Origin of the sequence: Labrenzia sp. THAF82 (genome assembly GCF_009363435.1) — a bacterium.
In the GTDB taxonomy this organism is placed as follows: Bacteria; Pseudomonadota; Alphaproteobacteria; order Rhizobiales; family Stappiaceae; genus Roseibium; species Roseibium porphyridii.
Genome location: NZ_CP045354.1, coordinates 4219908 through 4243487, shown reverse-complemented (window position 1 = coordinate 4243487; position 23580 = coordinate 4219908). Strand labels below are relative to the sequence as shown.

Sequence of the window (23580 nt, the reverse complement as noted above, 5' to 3'; positions counted from 1 at the left end):
CAAGCCAATCAACCGGCATGGGAGACATCGTTTTGGGGCTCATTGGTGTCAGAGCTTGTAGGCAGTGCGGAAACCGCCCCAATGTCGACCTTGCACGATAATGGGAGCATCGACTTCTTTCATCCAGACGATGTTGCCGCCACCCATGTCCCTTGCGTAGGACTGGATCAGGAAAGGGCGGGTGTTGCGCGCAGCGCTCAGACCGGCACGATCGTCGAAAATGCGTTTGTTTCTGCAGTTGGCCGCGTTCCAGACGGGATCATCCGGGTTTTGGGGTTTCGAATAGACAAGGTTGTGAACCGGCAGGTAGCCATTCCGGTCAACGGTGGCGCAAAAGGCCAGTCCTTTACAGTTTTCAAGAATGTCTTCCTGGATCTCGGGCAATATGTCTTCCAGTTTGGCGAGCGCGCGTGTCGAGACCTGTTGCGGATTGGTTCCGGCAATCGGTTTGTAGACCGTGTCAAAAAGATCGTCTTGAGTAAGTGTGCGCGCAGCAAGCAGATTTTCCATTGCGGCGGCGATCCTTGCAGCACCGGATTGTGCGCGTTCGACTTCGGCTGCATGACTTTCGTGTATGGCCGCGATCTTTCGCTTCAAACCAGCCTTGAATGCGTCATTTGGATCACTGAATGCGCAATGACAGCCGCTTTCCGAAACCGCGACAATTTTCATTTCGGTCTGGCCAATGCCATTCAGGTCCAAGTGTAGCGTGAAGCCTTTGGAGAAATTGCTATTTTCATCCGGCTTGAACAGCAAACCACCTTCGGAAATATCAAGCGTTTCGATACGGACGTTCTTTGAGCCACTTGATACCGTACCCGAAATCTTGACGGGCAATCGGTCGGATTGTCGGCGGTCACCCATCCCGGTTTGACGGATCATCATTGTGAAACGAGATTGCAGAGAACGGGTTGCAGCACTCATCTCAACGCCGGTTTCGCGCGCCAGCGTACCACCTTCCTCTGCCTTCGCTGCGGAATTGGTGATGGATTGGGCCGTGTGGACGACTTCCTGCACAAAGTCGGCGGTCTTGTGCGCCTGACCACCGATAACGTTTGTTGTTTCGATCTGGGTCTGAACGGCTTCCTCAACGGCTGCAAAGCTCGGACGAATTTTGCCGATCACGTCGATGATCTGTCCGACAGACCCCAAGCTTTGCTCTGCAGACTGATTGAGCCGATCGATATTGGCAACGATCTGTTCGGTCGCCGATTGTGTTTCAACCGACAGGGCTTTGACCTCGCTTGCCACAACGGAGAAGCCTTTTCCTGCTTCACCGGCCCGGGCAGCCTCAATCGTCGCATTGAGAGCCAGAAGGTTGGTTTGCTTGGCGATGTCCGAGATCAGGCTGACAACATTCGCAATGTCATCAATCGCCTGCTTCAGATCCATAACGCCTTGATTGACTTCGTCGGCAACATCCCGGGCTTCATTGGCAAGCTCATTGGACACGCCGACCTGGTTGCCGATTTCTCCGCTGGATGCCGTCAGCTCTTCGATGGAAGCTGCAAGCCCGGTGGCGTTTTCCTCGGCAATTGCTGATTGGTCGGCGAGTGACTGACTGCCGCTGCGAATTGTCGCGAGCGTTTCCATCTGGCTGTCGAGGCGGCTCTGCACCTTTTGTGCTGATGAATCGATCGACTTGGCTGCGACTTGTAGATCGTCCTCAAGGCTGTCGAGCACAAAACCCATCTGGTCGGCGTGAGAAGGATCATTTTTTTCAGCCGAAAGTTCAATTTCAGTGGTCTCATCGCGAGCTAAGTCGTCCGACAAAGCAATATTGTCCTGATCGCGTCGCGGTTTCAGTCGAAAGATGTTCATCTGATTCTGTGCTTCCCGAACACTGAATAATTTCAAGTATTATCGAGTGTCGGTCTAAAATGATGGTTAACAAATTAACCATACGGAACTGTTCGTGGTCGGCGGCAGTTTCCCTTTGAAAAGGGGAATGTCACTGGACCGGCGGAGGCTGGCCATGTTAAGCACCCGGCGGCCAGAAAAGAGACGGCCGGTCGACATGCACCGCAACGGGCGTTGACCGGAGGAACAGGTAATGAGCGATCAGTTTAAACAGGAAGCTGCCGAACGCGCGGCAGAAGACGTTACCGATGGAATGCGGCTTGGCATTGGAACGGGCTCAACGGCAGAGTTTTTTGTTCAAGCGCTTGCAAAGCGTGTGGCTGGCGGCCTCAACATTGTCGGTGTCCCCACGTCCGAACGCACGCGAGATCTTGCAACCGAGCTGGGCATCAAACTGACCACTCTGGATGAAATGCCTCAGCTCGATCTGACCGTTGACGGTGCTGATGAATTCGATCCGGAACTCGCGCTGATCAAGGGCGGGGGAGGCGCATTGCTGCGTGAGAAAATCGTGGCGGCAGCGTCCGAGCGCATGATTGTGATAGCCGATGGCAGCAAGGAAGTTGACGCACTTGGGCGTTTTCCGTTGCCGATAGAAGTGGTCCCGTTTGGACTGGAAGCAACGCGGCGGGCAATTGTCACGGTGCTGAGTGATCTGGGACTTCCGGACGTATTGGTGCTGCGAGGAGGTGCTTCACAACCTTTCGTGACCGACGGAGGCCATTTTATCCTAGATGCGCACCTTGAAAAAATCTCCGATGTGAAGGCTCTCGCCACGCGCCTGGTTGCCATACCAGGCGTGGTCGAACATGGTCTTTTCATCGATCTTGCAACAAAGGCTTACGTGGCAGGCACAGATGGGGTAAAGACCGTCTTGCCCATCTAAGTAGTATGGAAATGGCTTTCCAGGCTCATGAGGAAGCCGCCTAGGAGTAAAAAAATGAAGCTAATCAAATCATTCCCGCGGGCAGCTGTTCTGGGCGCAGTCATGATGGCTACCGGTTGCCTGTCGACGGCCGCGCTTGCACAGGATGGTCCGTCAGAGAGCCATCTGGCAGCGGCAAAAAAGGTGACAATCGCCACCAGGATGCTGGAGCCGTTTGATGACATCCTGCCGTTGCTGGCGGAGCAGACCCGAACTGCCTTCATTCAGGCGCAGCCGACGCGTGCAGAGGACGTCATCGACGTTACCCAGAAGATCGCACTGCAACTGGCACCAAAACGCGCTCTGTTGAACGAGAGAGTTTATACGCTGTGGGCCGAGAGCTTCACGGAAGAAGAACTCAATCAGCTTGCTGAATTCTACAGCACTGATCTTGGACAGAAACTGACCCGTTCGATCCCGGTTGTCACGTCCAAGTCGGTTGCTTCTGCTCGCGAATGGCAGGACGCTCTGTCCACCGAAATGGTGACACTGGTCCAGCAAGAGCTCGAGCGTATCGACAGCGCTCAGTGAGCCCGTGTGCCCTCGAGTGCCGGCCGGCATCGAGCGGACACATGAACTACACGATGATTTGACGTCTGCCTTCTGGCTGACGTGAAGGGCCGCGAACGCGGCCCAAATCGTTTGGGTTTGCGGGCAACTCTCTTCGTTGGCATTTGTCCGTTTCTGCGCCGGGGCTTGTTTGAAAAATCCGACCGCTTATCTGCGCACCGAATGAAACAAAAGAGCAAAAGCCGACAAGGCTGAGAATGAAGAGGCTGTGATGACTGAATACAACTACGATCTGTTTGTCATCGGGGGCGGATCCGGCGGTGTGCGCGCGGCGCGCATCGCGGCGACCCATGGTGCCCGTGTCGGGATCGCAGAAGAGTATCGCTACGGCGGCACATGCGTTATCCGCGGCTGTGTCCCGAAGAAACTCTTTGTCTATGCCTCGAAGTTCTCTGAGGAGTTTGAAGACGCGGAAGGCTTCGGTTGGTCGGTTGGCGAGCGCAGTTTTGACTGGACCAAATTGATTGCCGCGAAGGACCAGGAAATTTCCCGGCTTGAAGGCATTTATCGGCGCAATCTGGAAAGAACCGATGTGGACATACACGACAGCCGCGCGGTTGTCGAAGATGCTCACACGGTTCGTCTGCTCTCAACCGGTCAGACCATCACGGCCAAGTATATTCTGATCGCCGTTGGGGCATCACCCAATGTTGATACCAGCCTTCCGGGTGTGGAACATGTCATCACGTCCAATGAAGCCTTTCACCTGAGTGAATTGCCGGACCAGATCGTGGTTGCGGGTGGTGGCTATATTGCGGTCGAATTTGCCGGCATTTTCAATGGTCTTGGTGTCGACACCACATTGATCTACCGCGGTGAGGAGATCCTTCGTGGATTTGATCGTGACTTGAGAACGACTGTTCGTGAAGAGATGGAAAAGAAAGGTATCAACGTCATTTTGAATGACACCTTTTCCAAGATCGAAAAACAGGCTGACGGCTCGCTGGTCGGCGAAACCAAGGGCGGGCGCAGCCTCCAGGCCGGTCAGATCATGTTTGCAATCGGACGTCGTCCGCACACCAGCGACCTCGGCCTTGAAAAGGCTGGCGTTGAAATGGACAAGATCGGCGCCATCAAAGTGAGTGATGACTCGCAGACAAGCGTCCCGTCGATTTACGCTGTCGGCGACGTTACCAACCGGGCCAACCTGACGCCGGTCGCTATCCGGGAAGGTCATGCTTTTGCAGACACCGTTTTCGGCGGCAATGCCTGGACGGTCGACCACAGCCTGATCGCGACAGCCGTGTTCTCCCAACCCGAAATGGGAACCGTTGGACTGACACAGGAACAGGCGCTCGAGAAAACGCCAGATCTTGATATCTACAAATCCAGTTTCCGGCCGATGAAGCACACTTTGTCCGGGCGCGACGAGAAGATGCTCATGAAGATGATCGTCGATGCAAAGACACAGAAAGTGTTGGGAGTGCATGTGGTTGGACCGGACGCTGGAGAACTGGCTCAGATTCTCGGCGTTACACTGCAAATGGGGGCGACAAAGGCTGATTTCGATCGGACTATTGCCGTACATCCAACCGCAGCGGAAGAGTTGGTCACCATGCGTGAGCCGACAGAACAGCTCCGGGGCTGATCGCGTTCTGTCATAGTTTTGAAAAGAGAAGTCCCGGCGGTCTTCACGCCGCCGGGCCGGTTCCGGATCGCCGAACCTGACGGCGTGCACGCTCCTGACCTGTCGCTTGACTGGTCTCTTCTTCCTTGAGGAAAGTTTCTTCAAAGAACGAGTATCTGCCGCGTCCCAGTTTCTTGGAATGATAAAGTGCGGCATCGGACCTTGCGACGAGCTGCTCAAATGTCGCGCCATCTTCAGGCGCAATCGCAATCCCAACACTCATGCCGATCTGAGCAGATGTTGTGGCGTCCAGGGAAATCGGCTCATTTCCAGCCCTGATCATTGCCTTCGCACAACGCGTCAACTCAGCGCGAGTGAGCGTTCCCTTGTAGAGCAACATGAACTCGTCTCCGCCGATGCGGCAGGCAAGTCCACGTTCTGCAATGATGTCCTGCAGACGCTCTGCAATGGTTCTGATGACCTTGTCACCCGCGGCATGACCGAAGGTGTCGTTGACCGCCTTGAACTTGTCGAGGTCACAATGGACAACGGCAAAGGGTTGATCCGGTAAGGCCTCGACGGACGCTTCGAGCGATCGGTTGAACTGCAGCCTGTTCCCAAGCCCGGTCAACGTGTCATGCAAGGCAAGAAACCGGTTCTGCTGCTCACTGGCTTGAAGGGAGCTTGTCAGCTGTCCGATGCGCCACGCGATTCCGAATGCAAGTGCGGCAAGAGCAACGCTCAGAACAGCAATCACCGGAATGACCGTTGGCCAAATGGACGTTCCTTCGGTCTGGCTAGCCCACTTGAAGGTGCCGACCGGTTCACCGTTAGGGTCTGAGACCAGGTGAAAAGGTTCCCGAGCGCCCGGGTCACTGCCTTCAACGAAGGAAAAGGATTCAAACCGGAGTTGGGCATTCAGCTGTTTTAACAGCAAACTGTCCAGATAGCGGGCAGAGAAGAGGATCGTTGGAGGACCGTCCGGCAGAGTTTGCGCATGTTTGTCCGGAACAATCGGCATGGCTCCAAAAATGGCCGGTTTGCCGTCGATCCGTGTGAAACCCATGAGCGCATATTCGCTCGGGTCAACACCTTGCAAGGATCTGTGTCCGAAACCGCCAGGGACACGGACACGGTTTCGCTGATAAAGCAGTTTCAGCTTTTCATGAACAGTTTGGAGTGCGGGCGTTTCTGCAACGGGGCGCCGGATAATGTGGATGTAGTCATCAAAGGACTCTGCCAGAACCTCACCGCCACCGGAGATCAGCACCACCTTGTTGTGCCGATAGTCGGTCCAAAGCGTATCGAAGCTGTGCTGAATATGAACCGGATCCAGAGAGTTGACGAGACGCGCCACAGCTTCGTCCGATGAGGCAACACTGATCTGTTCCCGTACAATTGTCCGCAATTGGTAAGCAAGAGCGCCGTCGAACAATTGCTGTTCATTGTCTATGGCCTGCCGGTTCGATGCGTGAGACGCGACCAGCCCTACGAACACGAGCGACGCCGCAGTCACAGCGATAAGCAGCCCGGCCAGCAGGAAGGCCAGTCGCGATATCTGCTGCCGCGGAACTTTCCAGGTCCGGTCGCTGTATCTATTGGCAGGCTCGCTCACACCTTGATCCTGTTTGGCACCATCAACCAAGATGAACGCCATGGGTTGCTGTATGTGATGAAATTCTAAGCAGAGATTGCTTAATAAGACGTGCGGAAAAATTGAAATTTACAAGTAGTATCAATGGGTTTATGCAATTTTCGGTTCTGATCACATTGCCAGTATTACGGATAAAGGTGGACGGATTGAACTTAGTGCAGCTTTGATTGGGTGGTGAAACCCGACATGTCTCCCGCGTCAGGCGCGGATGGAGCCATGGCAAACTCAAAGGCATTTCGGCCGTTGTCTTTCGCGCGATAGAGAGCCATGTCCGCGAGACGGATCAAGTCTTTTTCGGTAGCGCCGCAGTCCGGCGCCGTCGCAATACCGATAGAGATGCCGATTTCCACTTGCTGTCCATTGCCGATATCAAACGGTTGCGCAACGGCGGATCTGAGCTGATTTGCCAAGAGCTGCAGCGGGTGTTTGTCAGAGAGGCTCGTCACCAGAATGATGAATTCATCACCGCCGATCCGGCTGACAACACCTTTGTCTGCGACGAGACCTTGAAGGCGGTCTGCGACGGCACAGATCACTTTGTCGCCGGCCTCATGGCCGTAAGTGTCATTGACCGGTTTGAAGCGATCCAAGTCGCACGTGAATATCGCGAACGGACGGTCGGGCAAGTTGTCCAGGGCAAAGGCAAGGCAATCGGAAAAATGATGTCGGTTCGGCAGGCCGGTCAAGGCGTCATGCCTGGCAAAATAATGGTTTTTCCGCTCGCTTTCCTCCAGCGACGTCGACAATCTGCTGATCTTGCTCGCCGCTGCGAAAGCGACAACGGCGATCAGAGTTGCAAGAACGAAAATCAAGGGGAGGGCAGCCGCCCATATTTCGCGACCCGGCTTGGCATGATCCCATCGAAAGTATCCGAACACCGAACCGTCGGCTGCCACTACCAGATGATTGCGCACATCATCCTGTGACGGCATCCCAAGCTGAAAATGCAGATCCTTGAAAGAGAGCTGGTCGTTGATTTCCGCGATCCAGTCTTCATCGAAATAGGCGGCATTCACCAAAACGAGTGGATAGTCCTCATTGAGCTGCACCTGGCCGTCATCTGGTAGAATGGGCATGGCGCTCAGGAACGCGGGCGTGCCGTCCACAAGGGCAAATGTTGCAGCTGAAAGGTCCAGAAGAACCGATTGCGGCATGTACCAGTCTGAAAAGACGGATCCTGACTCACCGCGCTTGGCCTCAAAGTCAGCTCGTGTTTGATCTGCCAGCTTTCTTATAAGGTTGTCGGGGGGCAGCTGTTTGGGTTCGAACCTGGTTTCCAGTTCAACAGCCTCTGCAATCAACATCCCGTCTTTGCCGACGATAAACGTACGATCCAGCACATAGTCTTCCCAAAGGTATTCGACGAGTTCGTCTTTGATGAATTCCTTGTCGAGTGGGGCCTGCACGGCGTTGAAGGTCTTGTCCCACTGCGCCAAAGACAGTTGATCGCGCCCAATCTGCCAGTGAATGTCCTTGAGCATTGCGTCCATGCGCATTTGCTCGCTTTCCAGCGCCTTACGATCGGCTTCACGCCAGGCCATGTGGGCAATAAATGTCAGCGAGGCTGCAGACAGCACGATGAGCAGTGCTGCTAACCCGTAAATCCAGACAGTTATTTTCCGCCCGGCATTTAATCCGGTGGAAGAAAGGCTGTGCGGAGCGCTGTCATTTTTGCGTTTGCCAAGCAAAGGCAGGTCACCTGTTACGTTAAAAACGAAACAACACTAGCCTCCAAGACTTAAAACTGTCTGCCCTTGAGGTTATTTTCTGGGAGACTTCTCCCCAATTCTTCGAAGAGCCTTAACAAAGAGTTCGATTTCATCTTCAGTATTATAAGCATGCAGGGAGGCGCGCACGACCGAATCCAACCCTCGTTCGGGCAGGTCGATGCGTGCCGAACTCGCGGTGCTGACCGAGACGTTGATCGATGATTCAGACAGTCGGGATTTGGTTTGCTCCGCTGGTTCGCCTTCAAGCGTGAAGGTCACAATACCGCCCTTTCTGGCACCTTTGTCATGGAGGTTGGACCCGGTGATGCCTTTAAGTTCAGAGCGCAATTGTGCGCCTAAAGCACAGATGCGATTGCCAATACGCTCCATGCCGAACCCAATGGCATATGTGGTGGCAACTCCCAGACCGATTTGCCCTGCGACATATCTTTCCCAGGTTTCGAACCTTCGAGCACCAGGTACGAGCCGGTACGATTTTTCGTCGATCCATTCAGCCGATTGCAGGTCGACGAAAGGTGGGTCGAGTTGATCAAGCACCTGGTCGCTGACGTAGAGAAATCCTGTGCCTCGAGGCCCTCGCAGATACTTTCGACCGGTACCGGACAACATCTGACATCCGATTTCACTGACGCTGAGCGGTATCTGGCCAGCCGACTGGCACGCGTCCAGCAGATACAGGACACCGGCCTTGCGCGCGATCTCGCCAACGTCTTCGGCTGGATTGATCAGGCCGGAAAAGGTCGGGATATGAGTCAAAGCGATCAACCGGGTTCTCGGCGTGATGGCAGACTGAAGCTGCTTGAGGTCGATCTGCCCGTCTGCGTCATCTTCTACAATGTCGATCTCGATACCTTTGCGGCGCTTCATCTGGAGAAAGGCAACGTAGTTGGACACATATTCCGCACGCCCGGTCACGATGCGATCGCCTTCCCGGAAGTCTATGGCATAAAAGGCCATGTCCCAGGCGCGGGTTGCGTTTTCGACATAGGCAATTTCATGCGGCTTGCTGCCGATCAGCGCGGCAAGTGCCGTATAAAAACCGTCAAGGTCAGCCTTTGCCGAGGCCGCAGCTTCATAGCCACCGATCTTAGCCTCAAGGTCGAGATGCTGTTTGACAGCATGCAGTGAAGTTTGCAGGGCCAGACCCGTACCGGCATTGTTAAAGTGGATTAGCTGGCCTACACCGGGTGTGTCTGCCCGCAAGAGCTCGACATCTTGTTGAGACAGAGAAGGGACAATCATGGCAACCCTCATGCAGCATCAAGAGTAATCTGGAGACTCAAGACCGGTTCATCATGACAATCACTTATTTTGGTTATGGCTCTCTCGTCAATGTTGACACCATTCCCGCTGCAATGGACGTAACGCCTGGTCGTCTGAGCGGCTGGGTCCGCGAATGGCGTGTTTGCGGCATTGGTGAAGATGGCCAAGGTCGATGTGCCTTGAGCGTTCGCAAAAAGGAAGGTAGCGAAATCTGGGGCGTAATGGCGCGTGAGGCAAAAGCGGGCCTAGCTCAACTGGAGCATCGCGAACGCCGCTACGAAAAGGTCGAGGCAATCGGAACCGCTTTTGCCTGTGAGGCAAAGAACGAGCCTGGCCCTGCCGATCTTTTTCTCTTCAAGGCGACACCGGAGCATCTGAGGTGGGGTAACGACACTCATCCCATTCTGCAGAGCTACCTGGATTGTGTGCTGGCAGGCTACTACGGGATCTGGGGTGAAGAGGGGATCGACCACTTCCTGGAAACGACTGACGGATGGCAGGCCCCTGTGCTCTACGACCGGCACAAACCGCATTATCCGCGTAGCATCCGGCTTGAGAAGGACCTTGCGCTTCTCGTGGACGAGAAGCTGACCAACAAGGGCGTTGAATATATGCAGTCCTGAAACGGGCCTGTTAAACACCTTTTGCGCCCGGCCTAGCCAAGCCAGGTCTGCAGACCATGACCTGCAAGGTAGGCGATACCAGCCGCCAACATGCCGATCGCCATTGTTTCCACTCCACAGGACATCCAGTGCCTTTGAGACCACTTCGCCCGGAAAGACCCGATCGCGAAGAAAGCTATCGCCGTTAGGATCGTTGCTGAAACGGCATCGGCTGGAAACGGCAGGACAAAGGGAACCAGCGGGATCGAACCAAAGAGAACAAACGCCGCAAAGGTATAAAGGGCTGCCTTGAGCGGGTTGCGCATGGCGTCCGACATTCCGTATTCGGCCTGCATCATGGTTTCGATCCATGTGGTCCGGTTTGAGGAGATTAGTCGCACGATCTCTTCAAGGTCATCACCGGAAAACCCCTTGCCGGAAAAGATCTGTCGCAGTTCTTCCCTTTCACCGTCCGGTTCAAACTCGATGTGTTTTTCCTCGATGGCTTTCAAGCGCTGAAAGTCCTCGTTTTCGGACTTGGAACCACTGTAATTGGCAGCGGCCATCGAAAACCCGTCTGCAAGCAGATTTGCAATTCCAAGGATAAGGATGACTTTCGTTGAGAGGTTCGCGCCAACGGATCCGGCAACGATTGCAAAGGTCGTTACGGCACCATCAATCCCGCCATAGATCCAATCCCGCAAATAGCTGGTGTCTGGACCGGCTGCGAGGCGGACGGAGATATCTGAGGGCCGGTGGCTGTGTTCGAGACTTGGCTGCGGCATGGAAGTGTCCTGAATTTTGCTCAGGTTCTGCGCTATTTGGGTGCCGCGCCATGATCCGCCTCAAGGCTCGCGATAATTCAGGCCAGGATTTCTTGGAAAATCGAACCGGAATTCCATTGAAATTTGGCGGAATGCCCTGTGGCATAATCAGCACTTGGCGTGTATAAGGCCGCACGTTTGCACGATTTGGGCAAGCGAAAACGAACGAATTTGTCGTGGACTGTCAGGTTGGCCAAATGGAACGAACCTGCAGGTCCAATGAGGAGTAGGAATGATGGCGGAGAAGTGGAGCCCGGACAGCTGGAGATCGAAGCCGATCTTGCAGGTGCCGGAATACCCGGATCAAGAGGCTTTGGCGGATGTTGAACAGCGCCTGTCGACTTATCCGCCGCTCGTTTTTGCAGGTGAAGCGCGTGCACTGAAGCAACAGCTCGCAGATGTCGCGGCCGGTAATGGTTTTCTTCTTCAGGGCGGAGACTGTGCGGAGAGCTTTGCTGAGCATCATCCAGATCACATCCGTGACTTCTTCCGCGTTTTTCTGCAGATGGCAGTTGTTCTGACCTATGCCGCCGCTCAACCTGTCGTGAAGGTTGGACGTATTGCAGGACAGTTCGCAAAGCCGCGTTCGTCGAATATCGAGAAGAAGAACGACATAGAGTTGCCGAGCTACCGTGGAGATATCATCAACGATATCAACTTCACGTCCGAAAGCCGGATCCCGGACCCGACGCGTATGGCCATGGCCTACCGGCAGTCAGCTGCTACGCTGAATTTGCTACGCGCATTCGCGCAGGGTGGCTTTGCCAACCTGGATCAAGTGCATCAATGGACGCTGGGCTTTGTCTCCGACAGTCCGCAAGGGCACCGTTACAAGGAACTGGCTGACCGGATTGCGGAATCGCTCGCGTTCATTCGCGCTTGCGGTATCAGCGGCGATACGGTTCCTCAAATGCGTGGAACGGATTTCTTCACCAGTCATGAGGCTCTGCTGCTTGGTTACGAAGAAGCGCTGACCCGTGTCGATTCCACGTCTGGCGATTGGTACGCTACATCCGGTCACATGATCTGGATTGGTGACAGGACCCGCCAGCCGGATCATGCCCATGTGGAATTCTTCCGCGGCATCAAAAATCCGATTGGCCTGAAATGCGGCCCGTCCCTGACGCCGGATGGATTGCTGGAACTGATCGACGTTCTGAACCCGGACAATGAACCTGGCCGTCTCACGCTGATCGCCCGCTTCGGTGCCGACAAGGTGTTCGACCACCTGCCTCAGCTGGTGCGGGCAGTGGAACGCGAAGGCAAATCCGTTGTCTGGTCGTGTGACCCGATGCACGGCAACACTGTGTCCGCTGGCGGCTACAAAACCCGTCCATTCGACCGGATTCTGAAAGAGGTGGAAGCGTTCTTTGCCGTTCACCGCGCTGAAGGCACCCACGCAGGCGGTGTCCATGTCGAGATGACCGGCCGGAATGTGACCGAGTGTACCGGCGGTGCGCGAGCGTTGACGGAAGAACAGCTTGGCGATCGCTATCACACACATTGCGACCCGCGGCTGAATGCTGATCAGGCTCTGGAATTGGCTTTCCTCATTGCGGAAAACCTGAAGAAGGAACGCGACGACAAGCAAGCCGAACCGATTGCGGCAAGCGCCTGATCGGACCTGTTCCTTAACGCAACGTTATCACGAGGCGGCTTCGGCCGCCTCTTTTCGATTCCAAAGCACAAAAAACGCGGCAGGGCACAGATTTGGTAAGCCTCATTTAACGCTCCAGGGGCATACCTGCATTTGAGGCGTTTCTCTCGTTGCCACGTTCCGGCGAGGAGACAGGGCGCTTCAGGGATTGAGTACAACCGGGTGGATTTTGATTGCCGGTTGGGTTGATTGTCGAGTTTCGGGGGAGATGGCTTTGCGCGAACGGTGGGATCTTTCAAAGATTTCCTGTCTGATTGCTGAAGACAATGCCCACATGCGTGCAATCATGCGTTCAATCCTGACTGGGTTTGGAATTCGCGCCACCTTCGAAGCAAGTGACGGTGCAGAGGCCTTGGAACTGGTCGTGGATCGGAAGCCCGACATTGTTCTGTGCGATTGGGTCATGTGTCCCTTTGGCGGCAATGAATTTTTGCGCATCCTGAGAGGTGACAGGGATCCGCTCATCAGCACGACACCGGTTTTGATTGTGACCGCTCATGCCAAACGCGCTACGATCCTGGAGGCGGTTGGTATCGGTATTCATGGATTTGTTGCCAAGCCGGTTTCACCCGCCGTTCTGTACAATCATATTGGCGAAACACTGGAACGCCAGGATCTGAACGGTCGATCCAAAGGAGTTCTTGGACCGGGTCACCAAAAACTCCACCGGAAACTCAATCTGTCAGATACTCCTGAAGCCGAAGCGCCGCCGGCACAGCCCTATGAGGATTTTGACGCCTCTGGCTTGGCACTGCTTTAAGCAGAAGCCGACATCCTTTCCTCACATAGCAAAACGCAACCATCTTCTCGCAATCACCTAGTTTTAGGTTCGAGAAATCCGGTGCCAACGGAGCATGCGTTCTTGCGCTGAGTTCCGGAAAATCTACATCCGAATGTAGCCCCTGGAGTTTGATATGGGCCGGAAAGGAAAAAGTAGATGGCAAGGGCAATTGTGCATACCGGGGGCTGCCTGTGCGGCAATATCCGTTTCAAAGTCACTGGTCCGGCCTTGAACCCTCATACCTGTTCTTGCCAAATGTGCCGCAAGCACACTGGAGCTCTCACCGCGGCGTGGGTCGAATTTCCAAGTAAGGCAGTCGCTTGGACAGGACCGGGTGGTCAACCGGCCACGTATCGATCATCAGAGATTTCTTCCCGGGCATTTTGCCAAAAGTGCGGCAGCACATTAGGTGCTATCGATGACGCGCCGACAATAGCTCTGCTCCTCGGGGCCTTTGACAAACCCGCCAAACAAGACCTCGTTCCAACCGGCCATTCGTTTCGAATCGGTCGGCCGAAATGGTGGTGTGTCGAAATCAAGACCGATCAGACGTGACGCGAGCAAGCCAAGAGGCCTGCGGAAAACGTCATTCTCTTTGTTTCACGCCGAGGATGCAAAGGTCAGAACTCTTTCAATGCATCTGCAAGAGTGATCTGCTTGTCGGACGTCTCAGGACCAAAGAACATATCAAGGTTCGCGAGATCAGATAGACAGGTGGCGTTCTTCAGGCTACATCTTGGGTGAATGACACTTCCTGGCATTGCTCCCATGATATCTGATCGTTTTAGACTGGCTGTCGCGCAGCTGAACCCGACCGTTGGCGATGTGGCCGGAAATACGGACCTTGTTCGAAAGGCTCGAGCCGAGGCCGCTGCAAACAAGGCGGATATCGTTCTGACCTCCGAGTTGGTTCTTGCCGGATATTTGCCTGAAGACCTTGTGTTGAAGCCTGCATTTGTCAGCCGATGCATGGAATCTGCGGAGGCGCTGGCAAAGGAAACAGCTGACGGTGGGCCAGCGCTTGTGGTTGGTACACCCTGGAGAGCTGACGACGGTAAGGTTTACAACGCAGTCGCGCTTCTGGATGCGGGCGAAATCAAGGCCGTCCGTTACAAATACGACCTGCCGAACTATAGCGTTTTTGACGAAAAACGCGTCTTTGCAGCAGGTCCATTGCCGGGCCCGGTCGATTTTAGAGGTGTTCGCATCGGCTTGCCGATCTGTGAAGATATCTGGAACGACGAAGTCTGCGAATGCCTCGAAGAAACGGGCGCTGAGCTTTTGATGGTGCCAAACGGGTCTCCATATTGGGAGAATCGTGCCGAAGAGCGTATGCAGGTAGTCGTTGCCCGCGTTGTCGAGACTAATTTGCCACTGATCTATTGCAATCAACTCGGTGGGCAGGACGAACTTGTTTTCGACGGCGGATCTTTTGCTTTGGCGGCGGACAGAAGTCTTGCGTTTCAAATGCCACAGTTTGAACCCGGCATCGGCATCAGCGACTGGACGAGGACCGGTAACACCTGGGCTTGTGAAAAAGGCGAATTTGCCAAATTGCCGGATCTGGATGAGGCCAATTGGCGTGCCTGCGTGATGGGTCTTGGTGACTACGTGAACAAGAATGGCTTCCCGGGCGTCGTTCTGGGACTGTCAGGCGGTATTGATTCCGCCATTTGTGCAGCCATGGCGGTGGATGCGCTGGGAGCTGACAGGGTGCACGCGATCATGCTGCCTTATCGGTATACGTCCGAGGAAAGCATCGAGGACGCAGCCGCATGTGCCAAAGCACTCGGTATCCGCTATGACACCGTCCCGATTGCAGAGCCCGTGGAAGGGTTCACGTCTGCTCTTTCCGGCCTTTTCAGCGGAACCCGTGAAGACACGACAGAAGAAAATCTACAGTCACGGGCGCGTGGCGTCATCTTGATGGCCGTCTCCAACAAATTCGGCAACATGGTCATGACGACTGGAAACAAGTCGGAAATGTCGGTCGGCTATGCGACCCTTTATGGCGACATGAATGGCGGCTACAATCCGATCAAGGACCTTTATAAAACGCAGGTTTATCATTTGTCGGCCTGGCGCAATGCGCACCTGCCGAAAGGGCTGCAGGGGCCCGACGGGGAGGTCATCCCCTCCAATATCATCACCAAGGTTCCAACCGCTGAACTTCGTGAAAACCAGACCGATCAGGATTCCTTGCCGCCTTATGACGTCCTGGATGACATTCTGGAGTGTCTGGTCGAAGAGGAAATGTCTGTTAGCGACATTGAAAAACGCGGTCATGACAGAGCGTTGATCCACCGGATCGAGCACTTGCTTTATATCGCCGAATACAAACGGCGTCAGGCGCCTCCCGGCGTCAAGATCACGGAGCGGAATTTCGGCAAGGACCGCCGCTACCCAATTACCAACAGGTTCCGAGACCGCACCTGAGGCCGGTTCCGCACCTTTCTGCCTGGCAGGCTTCATGAGCTATTTCAGTTTCCTGCGTGACAACGCGCGTTGGCTCTCGGCTTCCTATTTGCTGGCTGTGTTTTCCGGTTTTGGGCAGACGTTTTTCATTTCCCTGTCAGCCGGTTCTTTGCGGGAAGAATTCAGTCTCAGCCACGGTGACATCGGTCTTTTGTACATGTTTGCAACATTGGGCAGTGCTCTGACACTGCCTTATGTGGGCAAGAGCCTCGATCATTTCCCGGTTCAGCGGATTGCCGCCGTCGTGATGGTTGGTCTTGCGCTTTTTTGTGTCCTGATGGCGAATACAGCGACTGTCTGGATGATCTTTGTTGCGTTCTACGGGCTTCGCCTTTGCGGGCAGGGAATGATGACGCACACGGCGATCACAGCTTCGGGACGCTGGTTCTCCGCACAAAGAGGCAGGGCTGTTTCAATCGCCACGATGGGGTTCCCGACGGCAGAAGCGCTTTTTCCGATCTGTTTTGTTGCCTTGAGCGGTCTGTTCGGTTGGCGCGGTGCATGGACTGTTTCCGCGCTCGTGCTGATCGTAGTTTCCATGCCGGTGATACTGACACTGCTTGCAAAGGACAGAGTGCCGAGCGCCAAGGAAGTTGCCGAAAAGGGGCCGGAAGGGCGGCAGTGGACACGACCTGAAGTCCTTCGGGATCCCAGGTTTTGGTTGGTTTCTTTCGGTGTCAACGCACCCGCGTTTATTGGCACGGCAATTTTCTTTCACCAGATCTATCTGGTGGAGCTGCGTGGCTGGTCTCTTGAGGTGTTCGCCAGTGCCTTCGTCATCATGGCTTTGGGCGTTGTCTGCGCGGCGCTCGTCATCGGTCCGCTGATAGACCGCTATTCCGCACGCCAGCTTTTGCCATTCACGCTTATGCCGCTGACAATTGCCTGTGCTGTGCTTGCGTTCTTTCATGCGCCAGCAGCAGCCTTTGTCTTTTTGGGTCTGGTCGGGATCTCCAACGGCTTCAACGGCACGTTGGTCGGGGCACTATGGCCCGAAGTCTATGGAACCACTCACATGGGTGCGATCAGGTCTGTGGCGTTCGCCTTTATGGTGTTTGCATCGGCTGCCGGTCCCGGGCTGATGGGATGGTTGATCGATCGAGGGATTTCCTTCGATCTGCAGATCATGGCGGCAGGGCTCTACTGCATAGTCTTTTGCGGTGTTCTGGCCACCATGGCGAAGGCCTACCGGCCGGAACGCACGGCGATCTAAACTTAGTAGGGCCAAAGAACCTCAACGGCCTTCTGAAGCGGTCCTGTGATCGGTTCAACAACGCAAATCTTGCACGAAAGTTGCGGATTTGGTTGCCACAACACGATGCGGCAAGGGCCTCATTTATGTGGCTTGCACCAGTTAGGGGTTGCCGCCGGGAAGCTGCCAAGTTAACTCAGTCCGCATGACTGTAACTGTTCGTTTTGCGCCGTCCCCGACTGGCCACATTCACATCGGCAACAGCCGTCCCGCCCTTTACAATTGGCTCTTTGCCCAAAAGATGGGTGGCCAGTTCATACTGCGATTTGACGATACCGATACGGTGCGATCAAAGCAGGAATATGCGGAGTCGATCGAAAAGGACCTTCGGTGGCTCGGTATAGATCCGGACCGCATCGAGCGGCAATCCGATCGCCTGTCGACCTATGATGTTTCTGCGCAAACGCTGAAAGACGCGGGCCTACTCTATCCCTGTTACGAAACGCCAGACGAGCTGGAACGCAGGCGTTCGCGGCAGCGCGCACTTGGAAGACCGCCGGTTTATGACCGTTCTGGACTGAAACAGAGTGCTGAAGAACGGGCAGCCCTGGAAGCGGAAGGACGCAAGCCGCACTGGCGCTTCCTGTTGCCAAATTACGATGGTGACCCGTTCTCAACCAAGCGGACCGATGTTGCCTGGAAGGACTTGTGCAGAGGTGACCAGGCTGTTGATCTTGCATCCATGTCCGATCCGGTTCTGATCCGTGCAGACGGCTCTTACCTTTATACGTTCACATCCATTGTCGACGATATCGAAATGGGCGTCTCTCACATACTCAGAGGCGAGGACCATATCTCGAACACTGCCGTTCAGATTGCGATTTTCAGGGCTTTGAAAGCCGAACCACCAATATTCGGTCACCACAATCTATTGACCACGCAGGATGGGGAAGGCCTGTCCAAGCGAAAAGGTGCACTCTCTATCGGGTCTTTGCGGGAAGAGGGCCTGGAACCAATGGCAGTGGCCTCTCTTGCTGTTTTGACCGGCACCAGCCAGGCCGTTGAACCGGTCCCGACAATGGAAGCGCTTGTTGAGAAGTTCGATCTTACCAGTGTGTCTAGGTCTTCTGCGAAATTCGATCCCGAGGAGCTAAAGGGACTGAATGCCAGACTGGTCCATGAGCTGCCGTTTGAGGCTGTGAAGGATCGATTGGCAAACCTGGGTATTCGCCCAAGTGCGGTCTTTTGGGAAACTGTGCGCGGAAACTGTGAAACTGTTGGGGATGCCCGTCACTATTGGCAGGTTGTTGTCGGTCCCGTTGAAAGCCGGGTCGAAGACGATGATGCTGAATTCGTTGCGAAAGCGAAGGAGTTCTTGCCCGACGGCGACATCACGGAAGACAGCTGGGGCGCATGGACGTCAGCCCTGAAGGCGGAAACGGGCCGAAAGGGGCGTGGACTTTTTATGCCGCTCCGCCGCGTGCTGACGGGGATGGATCACGGTCCAGACATGAAGGCATTGCTGCCGCTTATTGGGCGACAAAATATTCTGGACCGACTACCCTGACAGCTTCCTTGCGACTGTCCTGAACCGGCCTGAAACCGTCGTCATGTGTTCTGAACACAGGCGACGTGCCGTCATCTTCATCGTCTTCGCCCAAACGGGCCCGGATGGAGAGCACCGGCAACCCGTCTTTGGTTTGGATGGCGTTGGCCAGTTGCTCGCCAGCCGTGCCTTGTGCGTCAGACAGACGGTTTAGAGAAACGGTGACGTCAAAGCCCTTTTCCAGATTGAAAAGCGTATCCGGATCCTCAAAGCGAGGCAGGTGGGCTCTGCGCAGCGGCGTACGGGCAAGCGGAGAGGGGGCGTTTGCGTCTTCCTCATAGGTTCCGCCACGGCTCGGCTGTAAGGTACGGCGTGGAAGACCCGCACTGATGTCGGACAAAAATATGCGGTTGCCAGACCCGGTAGACAACTCTGTCCAGGAAGATGGCGTTTTGGCTTGTCCGGTCGCACGGCAACTGCAGCCCTCGACATATTCGGACTTGTAACGGTAGGCGAAAGGCTGTTCGGCATAAAGATCGCCGGCCAATGACATCATTTGCGCCTGATCGCCGCCCGGGTTTCGGTAGACGTAAAGTTCGGTTTCGGCCGCAGGACAGATCTCAGAGCATCGGGCCTGATCATTCACAAACTGGTTCTTTCCTGTCGAAAAACTGACCGGAAAGAAATAACCGTCGCAGGTTCGCACACACAACGTCCGGAATGTGCCGCCGGTTGGAATGCGCGAGCGGCTCAAGTTGGTGCTCGCTTTGCGGCGCACGGCACGGATGTCACGGTCGCCCGAATGGGACGCGACAGGTTCTGCTCGTGTCTGTGGATTGAACAAACGCGAAAACAGGTTCCTGGGCTTGTTTTCACCAGCATTCGTATTTCTGTTGGCTTCGCGAGAATTGGCGGGTCGATTGCACTTGGTGAGTGCGGCCTTGATTTGCCGAATGCGTTTCGTGTTCTTCACCGAACCACCACCGGACCTGGACAGTTGCCTGTCGATCTTGGCCAGGTTGGATTTCATGCGTTTGATCTTGCTGTTCAAACCAGCGCAATTGGGGTTGTTGCCCCGGGCGCAGTTGAAATATCGGGCATCGCGTTCGGCTGCGGAAATTGCACTTTGCTGTTGCTGCTTCGCCGCGCTCCATTTCCGTGCGGCAGCGCTCTGGTTGCCCGAGCCGGACTCCAGACGCCGCAGTTCCGATTTCAGGCTTGCGCAACTGGCGGCAATTGCATCATGTGCTGGCAGGACGAAGGCTGCGCACACAATCAGCGTGCGCAAAACGTTTCCGGACTTGGCGTTTCGGCAAAGTCTCATGACCCATCCCCAGCAGCGTTCAACCTCACGCCGTGTCAGCTATTGCCTACGGCAACACTATTGCTGCAACACCAATCAATAGCAACGAAAGCTCTCACGTTAGGTTAATGCTTGAGGCGGTTTTTGATCGATCCTCAGTCCACTGAAGTTGGATCGGCAGCGAGCGCGAGCCGGTCGAGAATATCCTCAAGCATCGCTTTCTGGTCCTCAGTCAGCGCATCTAGGAGACCTTTTGAATAGGAAAGTGCTTTGGGGACGATGTCTTCATAAAGTGCCAACCCCTTTTTGCTCAATTGCAATGGGTGTTCCCTTTGGTCGCCGCTGCTTCGGTTGCGTTCCAGGAAGCCTTTTTCCGCAAGCGCGGAAACGGCCCTGCTGACCTTGGTCTTGTGCATTGAGGTTTCGCGGCCGATATCCCGGGCCGCCATGGATCCGTGTTCGCCCAGTGTGGCAAGCACGCGCCATTCGGGGATTCCGATCCCATACTTGTCCGCATAAATCTTCGAAAAGGATCGACTGACCGTCTCGGCAAGGTGGTTGAGACGATAAGGCATAAACTGACGCAGCTTCAGAACCGGGTGATCCTCATCAGGTGGAGCCGGATCATGCTGCGGTTGCTTTGATTGGTCTGACATGATCGCGATATCACCCTGCGAAATTCGTTAAGCCTGTTTTGCGGCCAGAATTGGTTTGCCGTGATCCGGCCATTTTCTGTGTCTAGCAAGTATAATCAATTGAAGTTTCCGGCAAAGACAGTCGAAGCTTCTTCAGAAAATTACAAGTTGCGTAAGCAAGTGTGGCGGAGAGCTTGCGCGAACGAAGTGAAAATGCGGCAAATGCGTGGAGCTATCTGTTGATAAAGAGGGAATAGTTAAGGATTCGGTGGGGGCGAAATTGCGAATCAGAGACGTAAGCTGAGACGCTACAGTCAATAGTTAAAGCGCATGATCGGATGCGGGAAGTCCGCAAGCGCCGACACTCAGCTGGCAGGAAAGCGAGGCCGCTATGGTGGAAATCAGGAACCCTTCCGAGGCTGTTCCGGGGAACAATGACCGGTTCGAAGAGCTCGGAAAAGGCTGCTATGCATTTAGCGCCGACGGTTGTTCCAACACGGGTGTAATCATTGGTGAACGCGGTGTTCTTGTCGTGGACCCACAGGCGACACCTGCACTGGCCGAGAAGGTACTTCAGAAAATTCGGGAGCTGACGGACAAGCCTATCAAGCAGGTTGTTCTGACCCATTTTCACGCCGATAGCACGCTTGGGGCAACAGCTTTCGAGCCGGCGGATGTTGTTGCATCCGACCTGACAAGACGGATGATCGATACGCGGGGATCAGATGATATCCGCGTATTGCGCGACCGTGACGCTGCTCTGTTTTCAGACTTGCCAAAAGACAGCACGGTCATCCAACCCAGTATGACGATTGCGTCTTCAATGACGATCGACCTCGGCGGTATGGAAGTCCGCCTTATGCATCTTGGCCGCGGTCATACCATGGGCGACATGGTCGTCTGGGTCCCGCAGAGTTCAGTCATTTTTGCAGGTGATTTGGTCCAGAAAACAAGCGTGCCGTATTGCGGGGATGCCCACCTGACGGATTGGCCACGTGCGCTCGATCGTGTGACGGCGTTCCGACCGAATGCTCTGATGCCCGGACGAGGAAAATCTGCCAAGGGTGGTCCTGCTGTTGCAACCGCCGTAGAAATGACGAGGGATTTCGTTATAACACTTCGCGATGCAGCGTCCGCATGCGTTGAGCAAAGCCTGGGCCTTCGGGACACATATCTCGCCGTCAAAGACGCGCTGGCGCCTCAGTTCGGGTCGCGTGAAAACTTTGAGTTTCACCTGCCATTCAATGTTGCGCGCGCCTATGACGAGGCGTTGGGGCTCGATCAGCCGCAAATCTGGACACTTGAGCGTTGTGCGGATCTGGTCGATGCTTTGGGAGGCACGCAACCGGCAGAGGGCGCCGCTGCTTCCGATGAGCAGGCGACGGCCACTGAGCAGTCTGATGCTGCTGACGAGGATCAGACCACCGAACAGCCTTTGGAAGACCAAGCAGCCGAAGAGGGGCAGTCCGAGCTTGTGACCGACAATGAGTTTGCGGCGTCTCTGGTTCTTGAAGCTGCCGAAGACACCGATGGCGAAGATCTGGACCTTTCTGCGGACGACATTGTTGAAGAAAACGATGAGGCACCAGCCGTCTCACAGCAAGGCGATGGTGAAAACCAGGAAAAGGTTCTGGAAAACGTGCGCTGAAATCGGCAAGAGAAACTGTCTCATTGAGTGTGACGCGCGCTTGGCCAAGCGCGCGTTTTCTCTGTTTAGCGCTTGATCATGTTTGTGAGACACCCACATGTGAGGCGTTCCTAGGATCTGGAGAATATCAATGCGTTTTTTGACAGCCGCCGCGTTTGCACTTGCCGTTTGTGTCTACGGCGCGGGCTCGGCGTTCGCTGACGACGACCCCGATTTGATCTTCAAGAAATCGACCGTCTGGAAATTTTTGACCCCGGATCACAAGCTTGCGACCTATGCAATCGACGATCCTTTGGTGGATGGCGTTGCCTGCCACTTCACGGTGCCGGAGAAGGGCGGCGTGTCAGGCTGGCTGGGTGTTGCGGAAGAGGTTTCCGATGTTTCTCTGGCCTGTCGTCAGGTTGGACCGGTAACGATCAAGGAAAACTTCGAGCAGGGCGAGGAAATGTTCCGTCAGCGTCGATCATTCATGTTTAAGAAAATGCGTATCGTTCGAGGGTGTGACACAAAGAGAAACGTTCTGGTCTATCTGGTCTACTCAGACAAGCTGATTGAAGGCAGCCCGAAAAATTCCACATCGACGGTGCCGCTCATGCCCTGGGGGGATCAAACGCCGCCAAACTGCGGTGATTACCTGAACGACTGACATTGACAACAGTTGGCTTTGGCGCGGATCAGTCTGCGTCAAGCGTTTCAAGATGCTTGGCGACCGGAAGGTCGGCATCGGCGCAAAAATGCTTGTAGAGCATGGCCATGATGTCTTTGACCGGTTCGCTTGCCAGCCGATAGTAGATCGTAGTGCCTTCGCGCCGGGTGGTTACCAATCCTTGTGTGCGCAGCAAGGCCAGTTGTTGTGAGACCGTGGGCATTCGCAACCCGGTCTTTTCCGCCAACTCGCTGACGCAACGTTCCTCTTCCAGGACCAGGCACATCAGCAGCAGGCGCGGCGCGGATGCCATCATCTTTAGAAATTCCGCCGCAGATTCCGCTTTGTCTTCTAGTGCCTTGTATTCCATGAGATAACCTTGCCAAACAAAGGATCGCACTGCAAGCGAGGAGCTCGGCCAAAGCAGTGCAGGTGCTTTTTATATGCGGCTGGCTACCGTGACAATGATATTGCCGTTGCCGCAACCTGTGCCCGTCATCCAGCACATGCTTTTCTGCTGCATTTCCTGACCGAATGCTTTGGTGCCGTCAGTGATTACAACGATGGCTGCAAATGGGCCGCCAAAAACAATGGCCAGAAAGATGATGACAAAGAGGCGGTTCAACATGGGTATCTCCTGATGGCAATCCGTATCGATTGACTGGAGATTAGGCGTGTGGCCTTGAACCCATGCTGAGTGTC

Annotated in this window: 21 protein-coding genes; 12 read left to right on the top strand and 9 right to left on the bottom strand. The window is 54.9% G+C overall.

What is annotated here, in order from left to right; translation table 11 throughout:
* Positions 1 to 48: 48 nt before the first annotated feature.
* Positions 49 to 1821 carry a methyl-accepting chemotaxis protein gene (locus FIV00_RS19490; protein WP_152502312.1) on the bottom strand — a complete coding sequence of 591 codons (1773 nt, stop codon included), beginning with the start codon at positions 1819 to 1821 and terminating at the stop codon, positions 49 to 51.
* 232 nt (positions 1822 to 2053) lie between these two features.
* Here FIV00_RS19490 and rpiA point away from each other — a divergent pair, with 232 nt between their 5' ends.
* The 3 genes from rpiA to gor all read left to right on the top strand — a co-directional run bounded on the left by rpiA (position 2054) and on the right by gor (position 4943).
* Positions 2054 to 2746: a ribose-5-phosphate isomerase RpiA gene (rpiA, locus tag FIV00_RS19485; protein ID WP_152502311.1), complete on the top strand. Its 693-nt coding sequence runs from the start codon at positions 2054 to 2056 to the stop codon at positions 2744 to 2746.
* A 54-nt stretch (positions 2747 to 2800) separates the two neighbouring features.
* Positions 2801 to 3316 carry a DUF2059 domain-containing protein gene (locus FIV00_RS19480; RefSeq protein ID WP_209006625.1) on the top strand — a complete coding sequence of 172 codons (516 nt, stop codon included), beginning with the start codon at positions 2801 to 2803 and terminating at the stop codon, positions 3314 to 3316.
* 250 nt (positions 3317 to 3566) lie between these two features.
* Complete coding sequence (gene gor / locus FIV00_RS19475; RefSeq protein ID WP_152502310.1) at positions 3567 to 4943, top strand: glutathione-disulfide reductase; 1377 nt, start codon at positions 3567 to 3569, stop codon at positions 4941 to 4943.
* 43 nt (positions 4944 to 4986) lie between these two features.
* Here gor and FIV00_RS19470 read toward each other — a convergent pair whose 3' ends face one another.
* The 3 genes from FIV00_RS19470 to FIV00_RS19460 all read right to left on the bottom strand — a co-directional run bounded on the left by FIV00_RS19470 (position 4987) and on the right by FIV00_RS19460 (position 9548).
* On the bottom strand, positions 4987 to 6579 hold the full coding sequence (locus tag FIV00_RS19470) for a diguanylate cyclase domain-containing protein (protein WP_209006624.1): 1593 nt from the start codon (positions 6577 to 6579) through the stop codon (positions 4987 to 4989).
* 149 nt (positions 6580 to 6728) lie between these two features.
* The gene (locus tag FIV00_RS19465) at positions 6729 to 8264 is read right to left on the bottom strand and encodes a diguanylate cyclase domain-containing protein (RefSeq protein WP_152502309.1); all 1536 of its coding nucleotides are present in this window, start codon (positions 8262 to 8264) and stop codon (positions 6729 to 6731) included.
* 72 nt (positions 8265 to 8336) lie between these two features.
* Entirely contained in the window at positions 8337 to 9548 is a 1212-nt protein-coding gene (locus FIV00_RS19460; protein ID WP_152502308.1) for an aminotransferase class V-fold PLP-dependent enzyme, read from the bottom strand.
* 53 nt (positions 9549 to 9601) lie between these two features.
* Here FIV00_RS19460 and FIV00_RS19455 point away from each other — a divergent pair, with 53 nt between their 5' ends.
* Positions 9602 to 10192 carry a gamma-glutamylcyclotransferase family protein gene (locus FIV00_RS19455; RefSeq protein WP_152502307.1) on the top strand — a complete coding sequence of 197 codons (591 nt, stop codon included), beginning with the start codon at positions 9602 to 9604 and terminating at the stop codon, positions 10190 to 10192.
* Between the two features lie 32 nt (positions 10193 to 10224).
* Here FIV00_RS19455 and FIV00_RS19450 read toward each other — a convergent pair whose 3' ends face one another.
* Positions 10225 to 10956 carry a VIT1/CCC1 transporter family protein gene (locus tag FIV00_RS19450; protein ID WP_152502306.1) on the bottom strand — a complete coding sequence of 244 codons (732 nt, stop codon included), beginning with the start codon at positions 10954 to 10956 and terminating at the stop codon, positions 10225 to 10227.
* 274 nt (positions 10957 to 11230) lie between these two features.
* Here FIV00_RS19450 and FIV00_RS19445 point away from each other — a divergent pair, with 274 nt between their 5' ends.
* From FIV00_RS19445 to gltX, 6 genes are all read left to right on the top strand, one after another.
* A complete protein-coding gene (locus tag FIV00_RS19445) occupies positions 11231 to 12613 on the top strand; it encodes a class II 3-deoxy-7-phosphoheptulonate synthase (RefSeq protein ID WP_152504340.1) in 1383 nt (460 codons plus the stop codon).
* 247 nt (positions 12614 to 12860) lie between these two features.
* Complete coding sequence (locus FIV00_RS19440) at positions 12861 to 13412, top strand: response regulator (RefSeq protein ID WP_152502305.1); 552 nt, start codon at positions 12861 to 12863, stop codon at positions 13410 to 13412.
* 177 nt (positions 13413 to 13589) lie between these two features.
* The gene (locus tag FIV00_RS19435) at positions 13590 to 13988 is read left to right on the top strand and encodes a GFA family protein (RefSeq protein ID WP_152502304.1); all 399 of its coding nucleotides are present in this window, start codon (positions 13590 to 13592) and stop codon (positions 13986 to 13988) included.
* A gap of 213 nt (positions 13989 to 14201) precedes the next feature.
* The gene (locus tag FIV00_RS19430) at positions 14202 to 15869 is read left to right on the top strand and encodes an NAD+ synthase (protein ID WP_152504339.1); all 1668 of its coding nucleotides are present in this window, start codon (positions 14202 to 14204) and stop codon (positions 15867 to 15869) included.
* A gap of 34 nt (positions 15870 to 15903) precedes the next feature.
* A complete protein-coding gene (locus FIV00_RS19425; RefSeq protein WP_152502303.1) occupies positions 15904 to 17121 on the top strand; it encodes an MFS transporter in 1218 nt (405 codons plus the stop codon).
* Positions 17122 to 17305: 184 nt separating this feature from the next.
* The gene (gltX, locus tag FIV00_RS19420; protein ID WP_152502302.1) at positions 17306 to 18667 is read left to right on the top strand and encodes a glutamate--tRNA ligase; all 1362 of its coding nucleotides are present in this window, start codon (positions 17306 to 17308) and stop codon (positions 18665 to 18667) included.
* On the opposite strand, the gene FIV00_RS19415 is transcribed toward gltX, so the two are convergent.
* Positions 18630 to 19970 (bottom strand): DUF2865 domain-containing protein, encoded by a 1341-nt coding sequence (locus tag FIV00_RS19415; RefSeq protein ID WP_152502301.1) that lies wholly within the window; start codon positions 19968 to 19970, stop codon positions 18630 to 18632. The genes gltX and FIV00_RS19415 overlap by 38 nt on opposite strands.
* Positions 19971 to 20104: 134 nt before the next feature.
* A complete protein-coding gene (locus FIV00_RS19410; protein WP_152502300.1) occupies positions 20105 to 20605 on the bottom strand; it encodes a MarR family winged helix-turn-helix transcriptional regulator in 501 nt (166 codons plus the stop codon).
* A 370-nt stretch (positions 20606 to 20975) separates the two neighbouring features.
* On the opposite strand from FIV00_RS19410, the gene FIV00_RS19405 reads away from it, so the two are divergent.
* Positions 20976 to 22232, top strand: coding sequence for an MBL fold metallo-hydrolase (locus FIV00_RS19405; RefSeq protein ID WP_209006622.1), 1257 nt, complete (start codon positions 20976 to 20978; stop codon positions 22230 to 22232).
* Between the two features lie 130 nt (positions 22233 to 22362).
* Complete coding sequence (locus FIV00_RS19400; RefSeq protein WP_152502299.1) at positions 22363 to 22878, top strand: CreA family protein; 516 nt, start codon at positions 22363 to 22365, stop codon at positions 22876 to 22878.
* A gap of 28 nt (positions 22879 to 22906) precedes the next feature.
* On the opposite strand, the gene FIV00_RS19395 is transcribed toward FIV00_RS19400, so the two are convergent.
* Positions 22907 to 23248, bottom strand: coding sequence for a metalloregulator ArsR/SmtB family transcription factor (locus tag FIV00_RS19395; protein ID WP_152502298.1), 342 nt, complete (start codon positions 23246 to 23248; stop codon positions 22907 to 22909).
* Positions 23249 to 23317: 69 nt separating this feature from the next.
* Positions 23318 to 23506 carry a sugar transporter gene (locus tag FIV00_RS19390; RefSeq protein ID WP_152502297.1) on the bottom strand — a complete coding sequence of 63 codons (189 nt, stop codon included), beginning with the start codon at positions 23504 to 23506 and terminating at the stop codon, positions 23318 to 23320.
* Positions 23507 to 23580 lie beyond the last annotated feature (74 nt).

Coding starts and splice junctions, on each gene's coding strand:
- FIV00_RS19490 (WP_152502312.1), bottom strand. CDS start 1,821: ATGAACATCTTTCGACTGAAACCGCGACGCGATCAGGACAATATTGCT.
- FIV00_RS19405 (WP_209006622.1), top strand. CDS start 20,976: ATGGTGGAAATCAGGAACCCTTCCGAGGCTGTTCCGGGGAACAATGAC.
- FIV00_RS19460 (WP_152502308.1), bottom strand. CDS start 9,548: ATGATTGTCCCTTCTCTGTCTCAACAAGATGTCGAGCTCTTGCGGGCA.
- FIV00_RS19395 (WP_152502298.1), bottom strand. CDS start 23,248: ATGGAATACAAGGCACTAGAAGACAAAGCGGAATCTGCGGCGGAATTT.
- FIV00_RS19470 (WP_209006624.1), bottom strand. CDS start 6,579: ATGGCGTTCATCTTGGTTGATGGTGCCAAACAGGATCAAGGTGTGAGC.
- FIV00_RS19425 (WP_152502303.1), top strand. CDS start 15,904: ATGAGCTATTTCAGTTTCCTGCGTGACAACGCGCGTTGGCTCTCGGCT.
- FIV00_RS19400 (WP_152502299.1), top strand. CDS start 22,363: ATGCGTTTTTTGACAGCCGCCGCGTTTGCACTTGCCGTTTGTGTCTAC.
- rpiA (WP_152502311.1), top strand. CDS start 2,054: ATGAGCGATCAGTTTAAACAGGAAGCTGCCGAACGCGCGGCAGAAGAC.
- FIV00_RS19430 (WP_152504339.1), top strand. CDS start 14,202: ATGATATCTGATCGTTTTAGACTGGCTGTCGCGCAGCTGAACCCGACC.
- FIV00_RS19435 (WP_152502304.1), top strand. CDS start 13,590: ATGGCAAGGGCAATTGTGCATACCGGGGGCTGCCTGTGCGGCAATATC.
- gltX (WP_152502302.1), top strand. CDS start 17,306: ATGACTGTAACTGTTCGTTTTGCGCCGTCCCCGACTGGCCACATTCAC.
- FIV00_RS19440 (WP_152502305.1), top strand. CDS start 12,861: ATGGCTTTGCGCGAACGGTGGGATCTTTCAAAGATTTCCTGTCTGATT.
- FIV00_RS19450 (WP_152502306.1), bottom strand. CDS start 10,956: ATGCCGCAGCCAAGTCTCGAACACAGCCACCGGCCCTCAGATATCTCC.
- FIV00_RS19455 (WP_152502307.1), top strand. CDS start 9,602: ATGACAATCACTTATTTTGGTTATGGCTCTCTCGTCAATGTTGACACC.
- FIV00_RS19390 (WP_152502297.1), bottom strand. CDS start 23,506: ATGTTGAACCGCCTCTTTGTCATCATCTTTCTGGCCATTGTTTTTGGC.
- FIV00_RS19410 (WP_152502300.1), bottom strand. CDS start 20,605: ATGTCAGACCAATCAAAGCAACCGCAGCATGATCCGGCTCCACCTGAT.
- FIV00_RS19445 (WP_152504340.1), top strand. CDS start 11,231: ATGGCGGAGAAGTGGAGCCCGGACAGCTGGAGATCGAAGCCGATCTTG.
- FIV00_RS19415 (WP_152502301.1), bottom strand. CDS start 19,970: ATGAGACTTTGCCGAAACGCCAAGTCCGGAAACGTTTTGCGCACGCTG.
- gor (WP_152502310.1), top strand. CDS start 3,567: ATGACTGAATACAACTACGATCTGTTTGTCATCGGGGGCGGATCCGGC.
- FIV00_RS19480 (WP_209006625.1), top strand. CDS start 2,801: ATGAAGCTAATCAAATCATTCCCGCGGGCAGCTGTTCTGGGCGCAGTC.